The following is a 19,277-nucleotide window of genomic DNA, read 5'->3' as shown; positions in this document are numbered from 1 at the left end:
TAAGGTGCTGATTAGGCGCTGATGCGGAGCCGCCGCAACAGCTTGACCAGCTTCGGCCCGAGGCCGGGCAGGGCCGTAAGCTCCGCGGCCGAGATCGCGCGGACGCGGAACAGCGCGGCCGCATACAGCAGGCCGCCTCCGGCTACGGCGCTGAGCGCCACTGCCGTCTGCGCCGCCCGCTCCGGCGGCGCCACGGGCAGCGCGTCCAGCGCCAGCGCGGCGGCGCCGAGCCAGGCCGCGAGGCCCGCGGCCATGACCGCGGCAGCAGCCGCGGGCCGGGCCGCGTCGCGGCCGAAGGCGAGGCGGGCGCCGAGCAACCGGCGCAGCCGCAGGCAGTTCAGCGCGGCCGCCGTCGCGTAGGCCACCACAGCCGCAACCGCGGCGCCGTGAATGCCCCAATGGGGCATGAGCAGCAGGTTGAGGCCGATCTTGACGCCGACGGCAGCGAGCAGGTAGTACGCGGGGGCGCGCTCCGCCCCGAGGCCCTGCAGTAGCGTGCCGGAGACGATCTGCACGACGCCGAACACGGCGGTGCAGGCGAGAATCGCCATGACGTCGGACCCGGCGGCGTCAGCGAACAGCATGATGTTAAGCGGCTTGGCCAGCACCGCCAATCCGACCGAAGCCGCCAGCCCGACGAGCCAGCCGAATCGCAGGAACAGCCCCGCGCTGCGGCGGATCGACTCCCAGTCCCCTCGGTGCTTAGCTTCCGAGATGACCGGAATGAGCGCAACCGACATTGAGGTCATGATCATCGCGATCAGCTGCACGAGGGGCAGCCCGTGATTGTAGAGGCCGAACGCGGCCATGGCCGCCCCCTCGTCGAAGCCCTCATACCGCAACAGCCGCGGCATCGTGAACGTATCCACCAACGTAAGCATGGGCAGCACCACCGCTCCGAGGCAGACCGGCAAGGCAAACGCCACGAATCGCCTCAGCAGAGGCGTTCGAACCGCCTCACGGGCCGCTGCGCCATCTCCGCGGCGCAGGACGACCTGCTGGCGGCTATGCGCGCGCCAGAACAACAGCGCCGCCGCCAGCGCGGCGACAGAGCCTGCCGTCGACCCGAAGGTCGCGCCGGCGGCAATCGCTGCATCGGACGGGCCGCGTCCGACGAGCACCAAGAGCAGCGTGATCATCACGCCCACGCGCACGAACTGCTCCGCCACCTGAGACACGGCGGTGGGCACCATATTGTGCAGCCCTTGGAAGTACCCTCTGAGCCCTGCTGTTATAGGCATGAACAAGAGCGCGAAGGACACGCTGCGAATCGCCATGGCTGTCTGAGCATTGCCGATCCACGCTGCCATCACATCGGCTCCAGCATACAGCAGAAGGAACCCGACGATCCCGGTTGCGGACATGAGCCCGTTCGCCAATCGCAGCACACGACGAGCTTCCGGCTCGCGTCCAGCCGCCATCTCCTCTGACACGAACTTCGATACAGCAATCGGGATGCCGGCCGTAGCCAACACAAGCATGAATGTATATAGCGGATAAACCGCATTGTAAATACCAAAAACCGCGTCTCCAGCCAGGTTCTGCAACGGAATCTTCTGAATCGTCCCCAGCACCTTGGAAACAACAGCGGCAAGCCCCAGTATAGCAGCACCTTGCCATAGTCGACCGGCAGCTTTTCCATCTGATCCTGACGTGCTCCGGCTGCTCATTCGGTCATCCTCCCCAGCCCGTAAACCAACCACCATACCCGTCCTATTATAAGCGTTCTGCCTAAAGTGAAGCAAACCTCGGGCTTGGATCACAAACAAAAAAGCTCCCCGGCGAAGAAATGATCTTCTGCCGTGAAGCTTCTACTCGTCATGATCCAGTTCATACTAGTTGTCCTGCTGATCCGCTTACGTTCCTATTGTTCCATCTGCTTGGCCAGGAAGCCAGCCGCCGTCTCTGCCATCTTCAGCTCCATCTGTCCCATCTTGACCGATTCGTCCTTCGACAGAAGGATAACGGATCCGATCGGATCGCCTCCCGCCACGATTGGAGCTATCACGAAGGAGCTGTAGGTTTCATTAAAGTCTTTGGCGATGTCGAACTGGCCACCGTTCGTCTCCAGCATCGAACGACGGTTCTCCATGCAAGTTTCTACACTTTGACCGATCTGCTTCTCCAGAAAATCTTTCTTGGAGCCGCCTGCAACCGTGATGAAGGTATCCCGGTCGGAAATGATGGTGACGTGATTCGTGCTCTCGAACAAGGACTCCGCATATTCTTTGGCGAAATCCCCTAACTCACCGATCGGGGAATACTTCTTCAGAATCACTTCTCCGTCCCGGTCAACGAATATTTCTAACGGGTCTCCCTCGCGAATTCGCAATGTGCGACGAATTTCCTTCGGAATAACCACCCTGCCTAAATCATCAATCCGACGTACGATTCCAGTAGCTTTCATATCTCTCTGATGCCTCTCTTTCCAATGAAGGTTTGGATATGACGGTTCGTTTTTATGGAAACTGGAGTTGACTTTGTTGTCTGCCCATAGTATGTTTCTGCTCCCAATTTCTTATACATTCCCGCGGGCTTCTGGACAAACAACAGACCCTGCTATTATAGCAGGGTCTGCGGGATGATCCAAATCCTTACTTCGCTGGTGTTGGCGAAGCAGAAGGAGCTGGCGTTGTCGATGGTGCCGTTGTTGCCGATGGAGCTGGCGTTGGCTGGGTCAATCCAGTGATCTTGATCTCGTACTTAGGCAAGTCCTTGTCCATGAAATCGGTAATGATCGTTTCGGCCAGTTCCGATTTGATGTCGGCCTTCATTTCGTCCAATGTCTTGGTCTTGCGGGATTCGACCTTCATGACATGGTAGCCGTATTCCGTTTCAATCGGATCGCTGATCTTGTTCAGAGGCAGCGTTAACGCCGCATTCTTGAAGTTCTCTACCCATTGATTCGGATCAGCGTCGGTGTATTTCCCGCCGTTTTCCTTGGATCCTTCATCTTCGGAATATTCTTTGGCCAATGCCGCGAAGTCGCCGCCCTTGTCCAGCTTGTCCTTCACTTCCAAGGCGCGTTTCAACGCTTCCTCTTTGGTGCGAAGGTCTTTGCCGGTCTGATCCTTCAGCATGACGAGAATATGGCTAACGGTTGCCACATCCAGCGCTTTGGCTTTGGCTTTCTCATCATAGTTGGCCTTAACTTGATCGTCGGTCACTTGCTTCTCAGCGGATGTCAGCACGATCATGCTGGTCTTGACATATTCTTTCAGGTCGTCCTGTGTGATGTCATATTCCTTCAACTGCTTGTCCAACGCACCCTTGTCCGTTTGCTCGAAGTACTTCTTGATTTGGTCCATCTGTTCCGTCGTCTTCGTGTCTGCATCTTTCTTCGCAGCATCGTCGGCCTTAGAAGCCAACAAACGGAAGGCGATCAGCTGGTTCATCATATGCTCTTGGAACGCAGGATCGGCTTCATATTGCGCATACATCGGATAAAAAAATTTGGTCGCGCCCACATACTTGTTGAACTCGCCCCGTGTCACTTTTCCTCCGTCTTTATAGGTAGCTACAACCGTCTTGCTATCGGTTGAGCCCTCCTTGCCTTTTTTACCACAACCGCTCAATACCGTCATCGTAAGGACAACCGCAATTAAGCCTAGAATAAGTCTGCGCGCATAGGTGCTATTGATTTGCAACATCTTGCAACTCCCCTTTCGATTTGATGGCATCTTTATATTGTACCAAAAAACGTTCCACAAGTTCCACGGATTGTTCTGGTTTGAATCCACGGCATTTTACCTGAATCATAATTTGTGTGCCCGCAACCAGTTTGATCCGGCCATCGAATTGAGTGGACAAAGCATGCAGCTTTTGTCCGTTCAGCTTGCCGTTCTCCCGTGGATCGATCTTGAGCTGAATATCCTCTCCTTTTTGCACAATGGACTCAATGGCATAACTTGTTCCGAACACCTTCAGTCTCGCTACGGTCAGCAGGTTCGACACTGCAACCGGCAAATTCCCGAAGCGATCCTCGATCTCCTCGTTCAAATCCGCCGCTTCCTCCAGCGTACGGATATTAGCCACTTTCTTGTACAGTTCAATCTTCTGCATACTATCATAAATATAGTCAGAAGGTAAGTAGGCGTCGAGCGTCAGGTCAATCTGCGTGCTAACCGGCTTGGCTTGTTCCACCTTCGTGCCGGACATCTCGGCCTTTCGCTTCGCGATCTCTTCCCCTAGCATTTGCGAATATAGATCGAAGCCGACGGATGCGATAAACCCGTGTTGCTCCGCTCCGAGCAAATTCCCCGCTCCTCGAATAGCCAAATCCCTCATGGCAATTTTAAACCCCGAACCTAGTTCTGTAAACTCTTTTATTGCCTGCAGCCGCTTCTCCGCCACCTCAGTCAGCACTTTATCGCGCTGATACGTGAAATAGGCATAAGCGATCCGATTCGATCGACCCACGCGCCCGCGAAGCTGGTACAGCTGGGAAAGTCCCATCTTGTCCGCGTCATGAACGATCAACGTGTTGACGTTCGGGATATCGACACCGGTCTCGATAATGCTTGTGCTAACCAGCACGTCGTACTCCCCGTCGAGGAAGTCAAGAATGGTCCGCTCCAGCTCCTGCTCCGACATTTGACCGTGCGCAACACCGACCCTCGCGTCAGGAACAAGCATCGATATTTGCTCCGCCATCTGGTTGATGCCTTGCACCCGGTTATACAAGTAGTACACTTGGCCTTCCCGCGCCAATTCCCGCTCAATCGCCTCCCGTGTCAGCGCATTGCTATGCTCCACGACGTACGTCTGTACAGGGAAGCGGTTCTCTGGCGGCGTCTCGATAACAGACAAATCCCGGACTCCGAGCATCGACATGTGCAGCGTTCGCGGAATCGGCGTTGCCGTCAACGTCAACACGTCGACATTCATCTTGAGCCGCTTCAGCTTCTCCTTATGCGACACCCCGAACCGCTGCTCCTCATCGACGATCAGCAAGCCCAGATCCTTGAACGTAATGTCGGAGGAGAGCAGGCGATGGGTACCAATGACGACATCAACCGTACCGGCCTTAATGCCCTTCATCGTATCCGTCTGTTCCTTCTTGGAACGGAAGCGGCTTAACACTTGAATCTGGAACGGATAACCCGAGAATCGCTCGCGGAATGTCTCATAATGCTGCTGGGCGAGAATCGTCGTTGGCACGAGAACGGCTACCTGTTTGCCATCAATCGCGGCCTTGAACGCGGCACGGATCGCCACCTCGGTCTTGCCATAGCCGACGTCACCGCAGAGCAGTCGGTCCATCGGTTGGGGCTCTTCCATATCTTTCTTGATCTCTTCAATGGCACGAAGCTGATCAATGGTCTCGTCATAGGGGAACATCCCCTCGAATTCCTGCTGATAGGGTGTGTCCTTATTGAAAGAGTAGCCTTGGGTCACTTGGCGTTCGGCGTACAGCTTGATCAGATCGTCCGCGATATCCTGCACGGTGCTGCGAACCTTGCTCTTCACCTTTGCCCAATCGGCTCCACCCAGCTTGTATACCTTCGGTTCCTTCTCTTCGGAGCCGACGTACTTCTGGATCAAGTCGATCTGCTCGATCGGCACGGACAGCTTATCGCCGCCTGCATACATAACGTGCATATAGTCTTTATGCAGTCCGTTGATTTCCAACGTGCCGATGCCCATGTATTTGCCAATCCCATGGTTGACATGGACGACATAGTCGCCCACCTTCAGCTCGCTGTAGCTCTTGATCCGCTCCGCGTTGTCGATCTTCTTGTCTACCTTGCGGACTTTGCGGTTTTTCTGGGTGAACATCTCCCCTTCCGTCACGACCACAAGATGCACAGAAGGAAGCTCGAACCCAAGCTGCAAGTTACCATTTACGATTACAGGTTCTTCGATTTCATAGTCGTGCAGCACTCTGCGAACCCGCTCGATCCGTTCCTCTCCATTGGCAAGCAGAATAACCTTCGTCCCTGTCTTCTTCCACCGCTCCATCTCCGACTTCAACACGTTCATCTGGCCATGGAAGTTTTGCATCCCCCGGCACATGAAGTTGACGATATTTTGCGGTTGTGTCTGAGGAACTTGACGAAGGAATAAGGACAAGTATAAGGTCGGGTGGGACGTCCGGTGCAGGAGGGACTCATATGGTTTGGACAGGGCGAAGCCAGGTAAGGATTTGCCCTCCTGAAGCAGATTCGTCATCCATTCCGCCTCGTCCCGATCAAGCTGCTTAGCCGTTTCCTGTAGACGGGCCGGCTCGTCAATCACAAGCACGGTATCCTTATCCAAGTAATTCATGAGCGTATGGCGTTCCGGGTACAACAAGGAAATGTACTTGTAGATGCCTTGGAAATGCTGCCCTTCTCGCATTAATTCAATATCGTGCTGAATCTCTGCCTTCAGCTTGTCTTTGACCGTTCGATCGGACATTTTATTCAGCTGATCTTGCAGCAGCTCATACGCGTATTGCGCCGCACTTTGCAAACGCTTACTATCGGCGATAATCTCTTGGCATGGGCTAATCTCTACTGACTCGAATTTGTCAATGGAACGCTGATCCACGACATCGAAGCTACGGATGGAATCCACTTCTACATCGAACAATTCGACCCGATAAGGCGTATCCGAAGTTAGGGGGAAGAAATCGAGAATCCCGCCGCGTAAGCTCATTTGACCCTTGGCATCGACTCGCTCCACACGTTCGTAGCCCAAGCTTACAAGTCGGAGCAGCAACTCTTCCAATTGTACGGTGTCGCCTACCTTAAGAGTCAGACGTCCTTCAGCAAACACACTTCCAGGCGGGATTAGCTTGCGTACGCCAGCGAAGGGTGCCACAAGCACACCGCGGAAGTTCTGTGACAGCCGAGTGAGTGCGTCAATGCGCTGAGCCATCGTCTCGGGGCTGGCAGCTGCCGCCTCTGTCACTAGCAATTCGCCTGCCGGGTACAGAATGACCTGATCTGCTGGTAAGCATTCGAGCAAATCCTCCGTAATTTTTTGCGCGGAGAACATATTATGGGTCACGACAAATAAAGGACGATCCAACTGACCGGCCAGCGCCGCAATCATAACCTGACGCGATGATCCAGATAGCCCGGATATCAACTGCTCTCGCATACCGGTTCTAACACCGGCTACGATGGTCTGAAAATCCAGATCCTCCGAAAAACTTCGAACGATTGTTTGCATATTGCTACTCCCTTCCAAAACACCACCAGAAAGAAGACCTGGGCGAGCCTGCCAAGGTCTTGCTTGCTCAACAAGCATAAACGGCTTCGACCCGCATCGGGCCGGCACCGTTTAGCATAGACCGCTACTGCAGCGGATTGGTTATCAGGTTCAGCTCCGGATTCGCGTCCAGCGCCTCCTTGCAGTAATCGCAAGTGAGCTTCACCGTAACGTCTCCGCTGCTATTATTATAAGTAATTATATCGCTGCGTTCCTCAGGGGTCAAGAAATGGAACCCCAGCTGGAATTCGCTGACTTGTTCGCCTAGAATCCGGCCCATCTGTGATCCACAATGTCGACAAATGTAATTTACAGTCATCGTATGCCCCTCCACCTCTCCATATACCGATTGAAACTTGATTCTAGTATGGACAGGAATGGAACAATTTAGCCGCCTTGCAACTATTTGTTGAACTTCGCCATCGTATGCTCAAATGAATTCTCAAGGGAGAATTCCAGTGCACCCAAGGTTGCAGCCAACACGTGAGGGAGCTCCTTCACCTCTTCCTTCCGAAAGTCAGATAGCACATAGTCCGCAATATCTGATCCAGGTGTCGGCCTCGATACTCCAATACGAATTCGGTTGAAGCTTTGTGTTCCTGTATGCTGAATAATCGACTTGATGCCATTATGCCCACCAGGGCTTCCTTGAAAGCGAAGTCTGATCGCCCCGAACGCTGTATCCATATCATCATATAACACTAGGCCATCCTGCAAATCGGCTTTATAAAAATCCATAAAAGCCCGGATCGACTCCCCGGACAAATTCATATACGTCATAGGCTTGATGAGGTATACCTTCTGCCCCTTGACGTGACCCTCGCCTACTAGTGCCTTGAATTTGGCTTGCGGCGTAACGGTTATGCCCCATGCCTTGGCCGCCTCATCAACCGCCATAAACCCTACATTGTGCCTTGTCTTGGCATATTGCGTACCCGGGTTACCTAACCCGACTATCCACTTCATGCACATTTCCCCCAAAAATTTTGTATTCATGCAACAAAATGCATCTGTGCGTTGTCATAGCTCATATCATATTCTACGCTTAAGTGTAGGTGAATGTATGTATACCAACGGTCAAATTATTTGCGACGACCGACATTTTCAGGACCATATCGAACACGGGGTTCCCATTCAGATTTATTCGGCCAATCTCCACAGGGATATCGGCATCGTGGAACGGTATACGAGTACCTTCATCAAAGTCAATCAAACTTACTATCACCGGAATTGCTTTACTTTCATTTCCAGACCGGGGTATTAATCAGCTTGATTCCATGGCAAAAGGGTTACGATCCCAAGAGGAACGTAACCCTTTTGCCATAGGATGGCCGTTAAGTCGTTTCCGCGGCTTCCGGTAGTCCTGCCTCGGCTCGTCCTTCTGAACCGTCTGCATCTTCGTCCGCGCGCTCATCGCCCGATTTCTGCGGTATGAGAATCGTCACCACGACGGCATGCGGATCCGTCTTAAGCTCAACTTCTGACGGAAGGGTTAAGTCTCCTGCGAGGATGCTCTCACCCGTTCCAAGCCCGCTGATATCCACCTTCAATTCGGATGGCAGTCGGTCTGGCAAACAGCGTATCTCCACTTCATGGAGCAGAGCCGTTAATACCCCGCCCTCCCGTACACCTGGAGAGTCTCCTTGGAACTCTACCGCCACCTTGGCATGGACAGGCTCGTTCATATTAATCTGATGGAAATCGATGTGCAGGACGTTCCGGCTCAGCTTGTCCCGGTCCAATCCGCCGACCATTACAGGGTAGTCGCCTTGTCCTGGCACTTCCATCGTGATGACTGCGTTGTGATGGCTGCGCAGTAACCCTGTCAATTGTTTCTCCTCGACCGTAATAGGAATACTGCCGATCGTCTTGCCATATACGACAGCTGGAATGCGTCCACTTGACCGCATCCCCTTGAGCTCCGATTTGGTCGCGTCCTTGCTCCTGATCTCTGCATTCAACTTAGCATCCATGATTGATCCTCCTTCAAGCATTAGGCATTTCCCTGATACTTTACCCAATCGAAGGAGGTTCGAACCATACTTACTGTTTTTTTGCCTTGATCGAGCTGAATCGCTGACGAAGCTTATCGGCATAGCCAGGCTTGTTCGTTTGCCGCTCTCTTGCAATTGCCACGTCTCCCGGCTCCACTTCATGTGTAATGGTCGAGCCCGCTACGACATAGGCACCGGCTCCAATCTTAACCGGAGCAATCAAGTTGACATTGCTGCCTACGAATGCATCATCGCCGATCTCAGTCAAGTTTTTGTTGAAGCCGTCATAATTGACCGTGATGGCGCCACAGCCGATATTCACATTCGTCCCCACAGAAGCGTCTCCCACATAGCTCAAGTGCGACACTTTCGTGCCCTCGCCGAGTGTAGCGTTCTTGATCTCTACGAAGTCGCCGATCTTCACGTTCCGACCGAGCCTTGCACCCGGTCTTAAGTACGCGTAAGGCCCCACGGTCGTCTCCGCGCCTACTTCTGCTTCAAGCAGCACCGAATGTTGAATGCTAACCTGGTCACCTAGGGTGGAATCGGTAATATCTGCATGTGGTCCGATGATGCACTGCTCGCCGATCACGGTGCATCCGCGAATGACTGTACCCGGTTGGATGATCGTATCGGACCCGATCTGAACATCCTTCTCGATATACGTATGGCTCGGATCGATCATGGTGACCCCATTCAGCATATGACGGCGATTGATGCGCGTACGCAGCGCCTGCTCCGCTTCCGCGAGCTGCACACGGTCGTTAATCCCCATCCCTTCTGAAGCATCCGCAACACAATAGCCGACAATCTTCTCACCTTGTCGGCTCAATATGCCGATCACATCGGTCAAGTAATATTCCTTCTGGGCATTATCGTTCGTCACCTGCTTCAAGGCCTGGAACAGCTTGCGCTTATCGAAGCAGCAGATGCCAGTATTAATCTCTTGAATTTCACGTTGCTCCGGCGTGCAGTCCTTCTGTTCCACAATACCCGTGACATGCCCCTCTGCATTACGAATAATGCGTCCGTAGCCGAACGGCTGGTCCAATCTAGCACTCATCACACTTGCAGCAGCCGAGCTCTCACGATGCAGACGGATCATCTCAGATAAGGATTCGGCCTGAATGAGCGGCGTGTCACCGAACGTAATAAGGGCTATACCCTCCTCATCCTCCAGCAAGTGTTCGGCTTGCATCGCGGCATGCCCGGTACCCAATTGCTCAGTCTGCAAAGCATATTCCGCTCGATCGCCCAAGTACGCTTTAACGGCTTCGGCGCCATGGCCTACGATTACAACTTTACGGTCAGTGTTGATCTCGTCAAGTACGTCCATTACGTGGCCCACCAGCGGCTTGCCGCAAACCGGATGCATGACTTTATATAGTTTCGATTTCATTCGTTTGCCTTGTCCTCCAGCGAGAACAATTCCTAATATACGCAAGTTACATTCCCCTCCGCGTGTTCAGTTCTCCCAGTCCATTCACCCCAACAGTTCCGCACATACTCCTAACAAGATGCGTTCGAACTGGGAGTCATCTTTGACTATATCCCAATTTTGCCGAAAAGAAAAGAGAGCCTCACGGCTCTCTTAATTGCGGAAGATCTATGCTCCCTCTTCGATCATTTCTTCTTCGCTTGAAACTTTCTCATATTCAGCCAATACAGCAGCTTGAATCTTCTCGCGAGTTGTAGAAGAGATTGGATGAGCTATATCCCGGAATTCTCCGTCCGGCGTTCGCTTGCTTGGCATCGCGACGAACATACCATTATTCCCGTCAATGACCCGGATGTCGTGCACCACGAATTCATTGTCAATGGTAATGGAAGCAATCGCTTTCATTCTGCCTTCGGAATTAACCCGGCGAAGTCGTACATCAGTGATTTGCAATGTGTTCACCACCTTTATCTTATGCAAGACTTGGTTTATACTTCCACATTGCAAATCGAATTCCTTCTATTTTTTTCCGATTTATTACCAAATTCATAAACTTTTTTTTATTTTTGAACTATTTCGACATTATTCGTTGCAATCAGTTCTATTTCGACAAAAACATCCTTCGGAAGCCTTGCCACCTCTACAGTTGAACGTGCTGGCTTGTGCCCTCCGAAATAGCTTGCATAGATCTCATTAACTATGGCGAATTGCCCCATATCTTTCAGAAAGACAGTCGCCTTCAACACCGTCTGAAACGATGCCCCTGCCGCTTCAAGTACTGCCGATAAGTTGCGAAAAACTTGGTGTGTTTGCTCCTCTATGCCGCCCTCTACAAGTTGGCCCTCCGCATTCAGAGGAATTTGTCCTGAGGTCAGAACGAGATTGCCGAATTGAATCGCCTGGGAATAAGGCCCTATTGCAGCAGGAGCGGCCTCCGTTGAGACCGGTTGTATGGTCCATTGCTTCGAAATTGTCATTTAGATGACCCTCTTTCATCGAAATAGTTGCCGGGAACGACCGATATTTGCTTCGTTCTCGGATCAGCTGCGGTTAATTTGGCTACCGAAATGTAATCCTCAATCAAATGCTCGTCCACTTCCGCCGATTCAATGAGCACCCCGACACCTTGAACAGACGCTTTGAATTCACGCAGCAAGTCAATCATACCTTGGATCGTTCCACCCGCACGCATGAAGTCGTCGATAATGAGCACCTTCGATTGCTCCTTTAGTGCACGACGGCCGAGTGTCATCGTCTGAATCCGCTTGGTCGAGCCTGACACGTAGTTGATGCTGACCGCGGAACCTTCTGTTACCCGATTATCCCTGCGCACGATCACAACAGGCAGATTGAGAAAAGATGCCGTCGCATAGGCGAGCGGAATCCCCTTCGTCTCGACCGTCATCACCACATCCAGATCCTTGTCCGCGAATGCGGTTGCAAAAAGCTTCCCTACCTCATTAATCAAATGCGGCTGTCCCAATATATCACTCATATACAAATACCCGCCTGGCAGCAAACGATCGGGCTGCTCCAACACTTGACGGATTTCTTCTAGTATGTGCATCGAAGCGGATTTCGGTACTTTCGGTGTGAATTTCACTCCGCCTGCAGCCCCTGCGAGGGTATGCAGTTCCCCAAGCCCTTCCTCTTCAAAAACTTCCTTAATGATTGCAAGATCTTCACTAATGGATGACTTCGCCGAGCCGTATCGTTCCGCAAATGTGGTCAAAGGTATTAAACAATGGGGGCGGAATAGCAGGTATTGCGTCATTTCTACCAATCTCGCGCTTCTCTTTAGCTTTTTCATGGCGTTACCCCCAATTATTCCGAATATTATATAGAAAATATACCATGAATATACGGGTTCAATCAACTGAGCGCGCATGATTGTAAGCCATTTATGTCAGCTATGTTAACATTCGAACCGCAAACACATCTTTACAGAACCCGCGCAAGCCATTGTAAATGCGGGCTACCTTCGCTTCTTTGGAGACTAGCCCGAATACCGTCGGGCCGCTGCCAGACATGAGAACACCGTCTGCGCCCAGACGCAGCATACACTCCTTGATCTGCTTCACTTCCGGATATACCTTCACCGTTACATCTTCCAGGACGTTCCCCATCGCTTGACACATATCCGTGAACTGCTGATCTTCTATAGCCCGGAGCATCTGAGGGACCGAAGGGTGCCGCGGAATTTCTTTGGCATTCAACTTCCCGTATATTTCCTGTGTGGATACATGAATCGGAGGCTTCGCCAGAATGACCCAACATTGCGGTGGTGCTGCGATCGGCTCGAGCTTCTCTCCTCGACCCGTGGCAAGCGCAGTCCCTCCTGTTACGCAGAAAGGCACATCTGAGCCTAGCTCGGCGCCAAGCGTTTGCAGTTCTTCTACCGGGATATTCAGTCGCCACAACCGGTTCAGACCGCGTAGCGTGGCCGCAGCATCGCTGCTCCCCCCTGCTAGCCCTGCTGCTACCGGGATCCGCTTATCCAGATGAATGTAGACACCTGTCCGCACATCGTACCGTTCCTTAATCAGCCTGGCGGCTTGAAAGGCCAAGTTCTTCTCATCCAGCGGGATGTACCCCACCTGGCTCGATATGATGATCGTGTCCCTGGGCAGCTCCATCATTTCCAGACGATCTGCCAAGTCGACCATAGTCATGATCATCTCAACTTCATGGTACCCATCGTCGCGTTTGCGCAACACATCGAGTAACAAGTTGATTTTAGCCGGAGCTTTTTCATAAACCTTCATAAGCCACCTTCTTTTCTATTCCGTGCTGCATTCCGTTAACTTAACTTCCCACATTATATCAAACGGCAAAAAGAAAAGCTAAAGCGTTTCCGCCTTAGCTTCTCTAGTTGATCCACTTGCCATCATTGCCTGTTGGAGAGCTGCTGCTCGGCCAACTGAATGGCCCGCTTCACCATGTTCCCGGCTTCCTTGGCCTTGATCCCGCCCCAGCCTTCCCGCTGGACCGTTTCATAAAACCCCAAATCCTTAGCAAGCTCGTTCTTGAATTGCTCGGACATCATACCTCTTCTGCGACTCATTGTATAACCTCCTGCTACGTGGGATTAGGAATAGTATTTGAATTCCGTGTCCCCTCCATGCAACAGAAAAAAAAGAAAAACGACAAACTAAGTTTGCCGTAGGATCTTGTAGCCAGTATCTCAATGTTGTATATAGGTGATGCGGACTTGTTCTTCATCTTGACAGACCATCACTTCTACCGATTCCGTCAAAATATCCGCATAACTGTACGAAACGCGCTTAAATGTGTGTTGCTCCTGATCAAGCTTGACTATAAAAACAGAAGGGTAGGTTTCTTCCAATACACCCGTTCTTTCGATGGTTTTACGACGACCACCGTTCGCACGCAGCATAATCTTCTGACCAACGTGAGCCTCGAGGCTCCGTTTGATTTCCAATAGCGCATTTTTAGCCATTGCGTACTACCACCTCTTTCCTTTATTATTATACTTCATCCAGACCAGTTATGTCAAGTTAAACTAAATATTATATCAATGAACCAAACTCGTTGTCAACGCCTTTTGCATCAGGTTTTACAGGAATTCAAGCCCAATTTTTATCGTTAGAATTCACAAAATGTTCAAATAATATGCGCGTCCCCCGATTCTTTTCTTTCCAACAAGAAAACAGCACCCTCAGGTGCTGTTTCAGTATCCCATCTGTTGTTCATCCCTGCTCCATGTTGCGCGATAAATCGGCCTATCTTGATCCAAGTTGCAGGCTAACTATTAAACTGCACTTCGGCCCCCGCCATCGGCTTCTCTTCCACCACTAGCTTCATTTTGGGGAGACCGATTCGGTAGCTGCCTCGTGTCTCGATTCCACCCATACCTTGAATACCACTGATTGTATTATTTATGACGTCGATGATGTTGACGGTTTCTTTCACCGATGTGTAGGCCGTCTTGATCGCAATGCACGCCGGGTCAAGCGCATGGATGAGCACACGCGCCGGCGAACTGGCGAAGTTGGCACCTGCCTGTAGCAGCGCTTCGAAATGCGACTGGCATGCACCGGCGATTATCGTCAATGTATCGAAATTGCGCTCGTAGTCTCTCGCTCGCTTCACCGCATCCACGAAGTGATGGGAATGCTTGTAGCTTGATAAGTTGGCAATATCTTGTTCTTTCACGTTTTTCACAATCGCGTCATGCCCCGTTACGACCACAATATTCGGCTTCACTCTCGGTAGCAGTCGTTGCAGTGCCTGCGCCATGTCGCTCTCGGCTACGGAGAACCCTTCCGCCGGAACCCGAAACTCACTATAGAGTAGCATGCTCTTGCGCAAATAGTTGGCGTCCCCGTCCAGGTGGAGTACTTTACCCGGAATCTCGAAGTACGCGTGCTGACTGTTCGCCGACTGGGCCGTCGACCAATTCCCTTGGTTCCGTTCTCTCTGCCACACTCGGTAGCGGGCTAATTCCCGCAGTGACTCGTTGACTTTCACTTGCGTCTGCATTTGCTGGCCCGGTCTCGATTCTCTCAAGGGCATCAGATCATGAATGGGGGAATCAGCCACTAGCCGAAAATCCTCACCCGTGAGTACCGCCCACCTGCTCTCCATATTTTGAATTTTGAAAATGACGTCTCCGCCATAGGATTTTCGTACGACCAAATCGCCTTGCTTCATTCCGAATCGCCTCCTCGACTATCCTATGGCGAGGCTGGGCAAATGGTGCGGTTTTAAGGTGGGTGAAGAGGGGCAAAGTGAGGGCAAAGTGAGGGGCAAAACAAGGGCGCTCCCGCGGCCAGAATGGCTTCCGGCTCGGTTATAGACGTGTTGCTTCGATTGTAAGGCCTTCGGCATGGTGGCAACACGTCTATAAAGGTCGCTCTCCAGCTCATTCTGGCCGCGTCCGCTCGGTTTTGCCCGCAGCCCCTACCGCCTCCCCCACCTTCGTGGGAGGGGCAGTAGGGAGGGCGCTCTTCGCGTGGCTGGAGCGCGTCAGGGCTAGGGACAGAGCGAGAGCGAAAGCCAGAGCCAGACCGTGCAAGGGCCAGACCGTGCAAGGGCCAGACCGTGCAAGGGCCAGACCGTGCAAGGGCCAGACCGTGCAAGGGCCAGACCGTGCAAGGGCCAGACCGTGCAAGGGCCAGACCGAACGAGTCTTCGACCGTTCTGGATAACCTCTGGATCAGATTACTCCAGAGATTTCTATATTCCATAAAGGAGTTCCTCCTTCCGTTAATTAACCAATTTAGCGGAACGTGGTCGCATATCCTGTGTTCCGCCATAAACCATGCGTGGCTCCGTGCAAGAGAGTAGAACGGAAAATGTGGCACTTTGTACAACATTATTGTTGTGAAAAGGGGTGGTAAAAGGGAATGTGGCACTTTATGCAACATTTTTTGTTCAGATCGATGAATTCGATGGAGAATGTTGCATTTCGTGCCACATTTCAGAAAAATCGAGCATATTCCTGTAAAAATGTTGCATTTCGTGCCATATTTTTTTGCGGGGCACCCAAAGTCACTCCCAACACGGTTCCAAGCAGTAGAAAGGGGTTAGTCTCGGTCTCCAAAGAGCCCCAACAAAAATAAGCCCGACCTCCGCTCTGCATCTTACAGAGGGAGGCCGGGGCTGCCAACGTTCCATTCAGCAGCGCACGGAGGCGATCCTACACGACTCAGCGACGAGCGGCGGCTATGGCGCGGCTCAGACGCGCGTATTCGTCCAGACTGAGCGTTTCGCCTCGGCGCACAGGATCGATGCCGCAGGAGGCCAATACGGCCTCTAGCTCAGCCCTGCGGTCTTTGCTGAAGAAGGCCGCCATCAGATTGTTCGCGATCGTCTTGCGCCGCTGCACGAAGCAAGCCTGCACGACTTCGAAGAAAAACGCTTCATCGTCTGTCTCAACGGCGGGCTTATCGCGCAGCTTCAAGCGGATCACCGCCGAGTCCACGTTCGGCTGCGGCACGAATACGGTCGGCGGGACGATCTTGACGATCTCCGGCACGCAATAATATTGCACGGCGATGCTTAGGCTGCCATAGGCTTTACTGCCAGGCTTGGCGGACATCCGCTCTGCCACTTCCCGCTGAATCATAACCACGATATTCTCCAGCGGCAGCTTCTCTTCCAACAGCTTCATAATAATCGGGGTCGTCACGTAGTAAGGCAAGTTAGCTACAACGCTAACCTTCGAGCAAGCACTGAATCGCTCCTGCCACAGCTCGCGCAGATCCAGCTTGAGAACGTCTCCGTGAACAATATGAGCGTTCTCGTACGTCCTCATCGTCTCCGCCAGAATCGGCAGCAACCGCTGATCGATCTCTACCGCCACCACCGTACCTGCGGCTTCAGCCAAGTGCTGTGTCAGCGCTCCGATGCCCGGACCAATCTCCAGTGCTCCCTTGGATGCATCCAGCTCGGCAGCGTTCACGATGTGATGCAATATATTTTGATCAGTCAAGAAATTTTGCCCCAAGCTCTTCTTTAACACAAGACCGTATTTCTTGATCAATTCCTTCGTTCGTTTGGGTGTAGACACCATATCCGTCATAGCAGCTGTCACATTCCTTTATCCATAAAATCATCATACGCACGCTTAAACTCGGCCTGGGTGATGCGGAACATAGCGCAGCGCTTCAGGAACTGCTTTCCGTTGCAGCAGCCGATACCCAGACGGTCGCCGATGGCAAGCCGTCTCCGGGCGGCGTCCGGATGGACGAGTAGCCCCGCAGCCATGAGATCCGCTTGTGTGATCTGCGCCTCCGGCTCCTGATCGGCCGCGCTTCCCTCATAGTCTGTCCTAACTTGAGCAAGTGCTTGACGGATCGCTTCATCCGTTGCATTCTCTACCCCGATGTCGCCCTTCTTGGTCGCCTCCTGCTGCGTTAGAAACGCATGCTTGCAGCCAGGTACTTTCGCCGAAATAATCCTGCGGATACGCTCACCTGCATGATCAGGATCCGTGAACACAATCACACCACGACGTTCCTGCGCCAGAGCAATTTTGCGAAGTACCGTCGCGTCGATGGCCGATCCGCCTGTCTCGATCGTTTCAGCCTGCACGGCTCGCTGGATCGCAATCGTATCGTCACGACCCTCAACAACAATGATTTCTTTGATCACCTTGGCCCGTCCCTTTCCGACAGCAACAAAAAGAAGAGGGGCGGTTGTCCTCTTCTTCTCCTGCATGAGCTTCTATTGTACACTATACCCGAACTCGAAGGGAATGATCAATCCCAGAGCAGAGCTGACGCATTTTTCGCGGGGTCAGCTCTGGCTCAGGGAGATGTCTATCAACTCGAAGCCGGTTTATCCTTGCCGATAACGTAAACCTTGTAACCGCGTTTCACACCAAATCGTTTGGCATAATCCGGGTTGTCGAAGAATACATCGATAATGTTTCCCTTGATGCCGCTACCGGTGTCTTCCGCACGTCGCAAGCCGATACCCTCGATGTAGACCCACCATCCAATTGGAATCACTTTGGGATCTACCGCAATCGTACGGCCTTCGGTCACACGCGTCCCGGAGAAGGTTAATCCGTATTGGGGATGCTCGCTGGTTTTGCCTGTAGAACTAGCATCAATGGTATACGCAGTCAGCGATACGTTGTTCAAGATCTGCTTATACCCGAACGTCACGCCTGACTTCGTCACTTCTTCGATATTAGGCGTGGATGCAGACAACACAACTACGGGGTTTTTGGTGCCCAGTGCTACGACTTTATTGACACTTTCCGCAGATACTTTCATATCGACTACATTCTCAGCCACAAGGACGCCATCCTCGAACGTTTTTTCGATCTTCTTGGCAAGAACGCCATCTTGGCCTTCTGTAACGGTTTGCTCCTTGCCTTTCAGCAAGTTCGGATCGTTTTGTTTCACGGTGTCAAATGGTATGGCTTCCGTCTGATCCTCTAATACTTTATTCACTCTGACCACTTGAATGACATCATTCCCGCTAATGCCCGTATCCTGCGCAGGAGACACTTTATCCAGTTCTCCTACGGATACATCCAAGTCCTGCAATACTGCAGCAACCGTTCTTCCTGTCGTGTACTTTAATTCCGTCTTCCCATCAGCCATCAATTGCACCGGTAGAGCATGATCGACCACGACTTTATCCCCGTTCTTCAACTTCGCCTCTAAAGGCAGGGATAATCGGTCATATTCTCCAACCGGAATGGCCAGTTCATCCAGTAGGCGTTGCAGGACCCATTGCTTCGTACTCACAACGGTTTCTTGTCCATTCACTACTACGGATACGCTCTTGGTAGCCGTACCGTACAACAACACCGTGAACATGAAAGTCATAGCGATTGAAAACAAAGCGATACCTGAAATCAAACGCAAGTTTTCACGCTTCCATCGCAATGCGAAGGTCATGCTGGATGATCGTTTTACATGGGGTTCTCCTTGGTGAATACCTCCCACTTCTTCGGTCCTCCTTAAGCCCCGCCGTCGAGTGTTACGCATGATCGGATTTGACGCGACTATAGTTTATTGTTAGTGCCGTCTCTCCTCCACTTGTTTGATTTTGGGCAACCGCCCCCCTCCAATGTGTATGAGGGTCGTGGTCCCAATATCCCTTAGTGAAGAAAAGAATTTTCTTTAGCGCTTTAACGCTTTGCCGGAATATGGCATTAAAAAAGC

At 52.2% G+C, this 19,277-nt stretch carries 18 protein-coding genes; all 18 read right to left on the bottom strand.

The window, feature by feature from the left end:
• Positions 1–11: 11 nt before the first annotated feature.
• Complete coding sequence (locus tag AC1DWB_RS14120) at positions 12–1,670, bottom strand: putative polysaccharide biosynthesis protein (RefSeq protein WP_477541712.1); 1,659 nt, start codon at positions 1,668–1,670, stop codon at positions 12–14.
• 194 nt (positions 1,671–1,864) lie between these two features.
• A complete protein-coding gene (gene spoVT, locus AC1DWB_RS14115; protein ID WP_477541711.1) occupies positions 1,865–2,407 on the bottom strand; it encodes a stage V sporulation protein T in 543 nt (180 codons plus the stop codon).
• 187 nt (positions 2,408–2,594) lie between these two features.
• Entirely contained in the window at positions 2,595–3,650 is a 1,056-nt protein-coding gene (locus AC1DWB_RS14110; RefSeq protein WP_477541710.1) for a peptidylprolyl isomerase, read from the bottom strand.
• The gene (gene mfd / locus AC1DWB_RS14105) at positions 3,634–7,158 is read right to left on the bottom strand and encodes a transcription-repair coupling factor (RefSeq protein WP_477541709.1); all 3,525 of its coding nucleotides are present in this window, start codon (positions 7,156–7,158) and stop codon (positions 3,634–3,636) included. Before mfd ends, AC1DWB_RS14110 begins: the two co-directional genes overlap by 17 nt.
• A gap of 124 nt (positions 7,159–7,282) precedes the next feature.
• On the bottom strand, positions 7,283–7,516 hold the full coding sequence (locus AC1DWB_RS14100; RefSeq protein ID WP_477541708.1) for an anti-sigma-F factor Fin: 234 nt from the start codon (positions 7,514–7,516) through the stop codon (positions 7,283–7,285).
• A gap of 83 nt (positions 7,517–7,599) precedes the next feature.
• The gene (pth, locus tag AC1DWB_RS14095; RefSeq protein ID WP_477541707.1) at positions 7,600–8,163 is read right to left on the bottom strand and encodes an aminoacyl-tRNA hydrolase; all 564 of its coding nucleotides are present in this window, start codon (positions 8,161–8,163) and stop codon (positions 7,600–7,602) included.
• A 368-nt stretch (positions 8,164–8,531) separates the two neighbouring features.
• Complete coding sequence (locus tag AC1DWB_RS14090) at positions 8,532–9,170, bottom strand: 50S ribosomal protein L25 (RefSeq protein ID WP_477541706.1); 639 nt, start codon at positions 9,168–9,170, stop codon at positions 8,532–8,534.
• 70 nt (positions 9,171–9,240) lie between these two features.
• Positions 9,241–10,635 carry a bifunctional UDP-N-acetylglucosamine diphosphorylase/glucosamine-1-phosphate N-acetyltransferase GlmU gene (gene glmU / locus AC1DWB_RS14085; RefSeq protein WP_477541705.1) on the bottom strand — a complete coding sequence of 465 codons (1,395 nt, stop codon included), beginning with the start codon at positions 10,633–10,635 and terminating at the stop codon, positions 9,241–9,243.
• Between the two features lie 162 nt (positions 10,636–10,797).
• Positions 10,798–11,082 (bottom strand): septation regulator SpoVG, encoded by a 285-nt coding sequence (gene spoVG, locus AC1DWB_RS14080; RefSeq protein ID WP_405460949.1) that lies wholly within the window; start codon positions 11,080–11,082, stop codon positions 10,798–10,800.
• Between the two features lie 107 nt (positions 11,083–11,189).
• Positions 11,190–11,606, bottom strand: coding sequence for a RidA family protein (locus AC1DWB_RS14075; protein WP_477541704.1), 417 nt, complete (start codon positions 11,604–11,606; stop codon positions 11,190–11,192).
• The gene (gene purR / locus AC1DWB_RS14070; protein WP_477541703.1) at positions 11,603–12,439 is read right to left on the bottom strand and encodes a pur operon repressor; all 837 of its coding nucleotides are present in this window, start codon (positions 12,437–12,439) and stop codon (positions 11,603–11,605) included. The genes AC1DWB_RS14075 and purR overlap by 4 nt, the downstream gene beginning before the upstream one ends.
• A gap of 100 nt (positions 12,440–12,539) precedes the next feature.
• Positions 12,540–13,394, bottom strand: a complete 855-nt coding sequence (ispE, locus tag AC1DWB_RS14065; protein WP_477541702.1) for a 4-(cytidine 5'-diphospho)-2-C-methyl-D-erythritol kinase — start codon at positions 13,392–13,394, stop codon at positions 12,540–12,542.
• 122 nt (positions 13,395–13,516) lie between these two features.
• Positions 13,517–13,693 (bottom strand): small, acid-soluble spore protein, alpha/beta type, encoded by a 177-nt coding sequence (locus AC1DWB_RS14060; protein ID WP_477541701.1) that lies wholly within the window; start codon positions 13,691–13,693, stop codon positions 13,517–13,519.
• 120 nt (positions 13,694–13,813) lie between these two features.
• On the bottom strand, positions 13,814–14,089 hold the full coding sequence (gene veg / locus AC1DWB_RS14055; RefSeq protein ID WP_477541700.1) for a biofilm formation stimulator Veg: 276 nt from the start codon (positions 14,087–14,089) through the stop codon (positions 13,814–13,816).
• A gap of 305 nt (positions 14,090–14,394) precedes the next feature.
• Positions 14,395–15,303 carry a sporulation peptidase YabG gene (gene yabG, locus AC1DWB_RS14050; protein ID WP_477541699.1) on the bottom strand — a complete coding sequence of 303 codons (909 nt, stop codon included), beginning with the start codon at positions 15,301–15,303 and terminating at the stop codon, positions 14,395–14,397.
• A 997-nt stretch (positions 15,304–16,300) separates the two neighbouring features.
• A complete protein-coding gene (gene rsmA, locus AC1DWB_RS14045) occupies positions 16,301–17,176 on the bottom strand; it encodes a 16S rRNA (adenine(1518)-N(6)/adenine(1519)-N(6))-dimethyltransferase RsmA (RefSeq protein WP_477541742.1) in 876 nt (291 codons plus the stop codon).
• 8 nt (positions 17,177–17,184) lie between these two features.
• Positions 17,185–17,748: a ribonuclease M5 gene (rnmV, locus tag AC1DWB_RS14040; RefSeq protein ID WP_477541698.1), complete on the bottom strand. Its 564-nt coding sequence runs from the start codon at positions 17,746–17,748 to the stop codon at positions 17,185–17,187.
• 170 nt (positions 17,749–17,918) lie between these two features.
• Positions 17,919–19,058, bottom strand: a complete 1,140-nt coding sequence (locus tag AC1DWB_RS14035) for a G5 domain-containing protein (protein WP_477541697.1) — start codon at positions 19,056–19,058, stop codon at positions 17,919–17,921.
• Positions 19,059–19,277 lie beyond the last annotated feature (219 nt).

It is taken from the genome of Paenibacillus sp. P4_E11, from assembly GCF_056401635.1.
The sequence above is the reverse complement of the archived record's forward strand: the minus strand, read 5'-3'. Positions and strand labels throughout refer to the sequence as shown.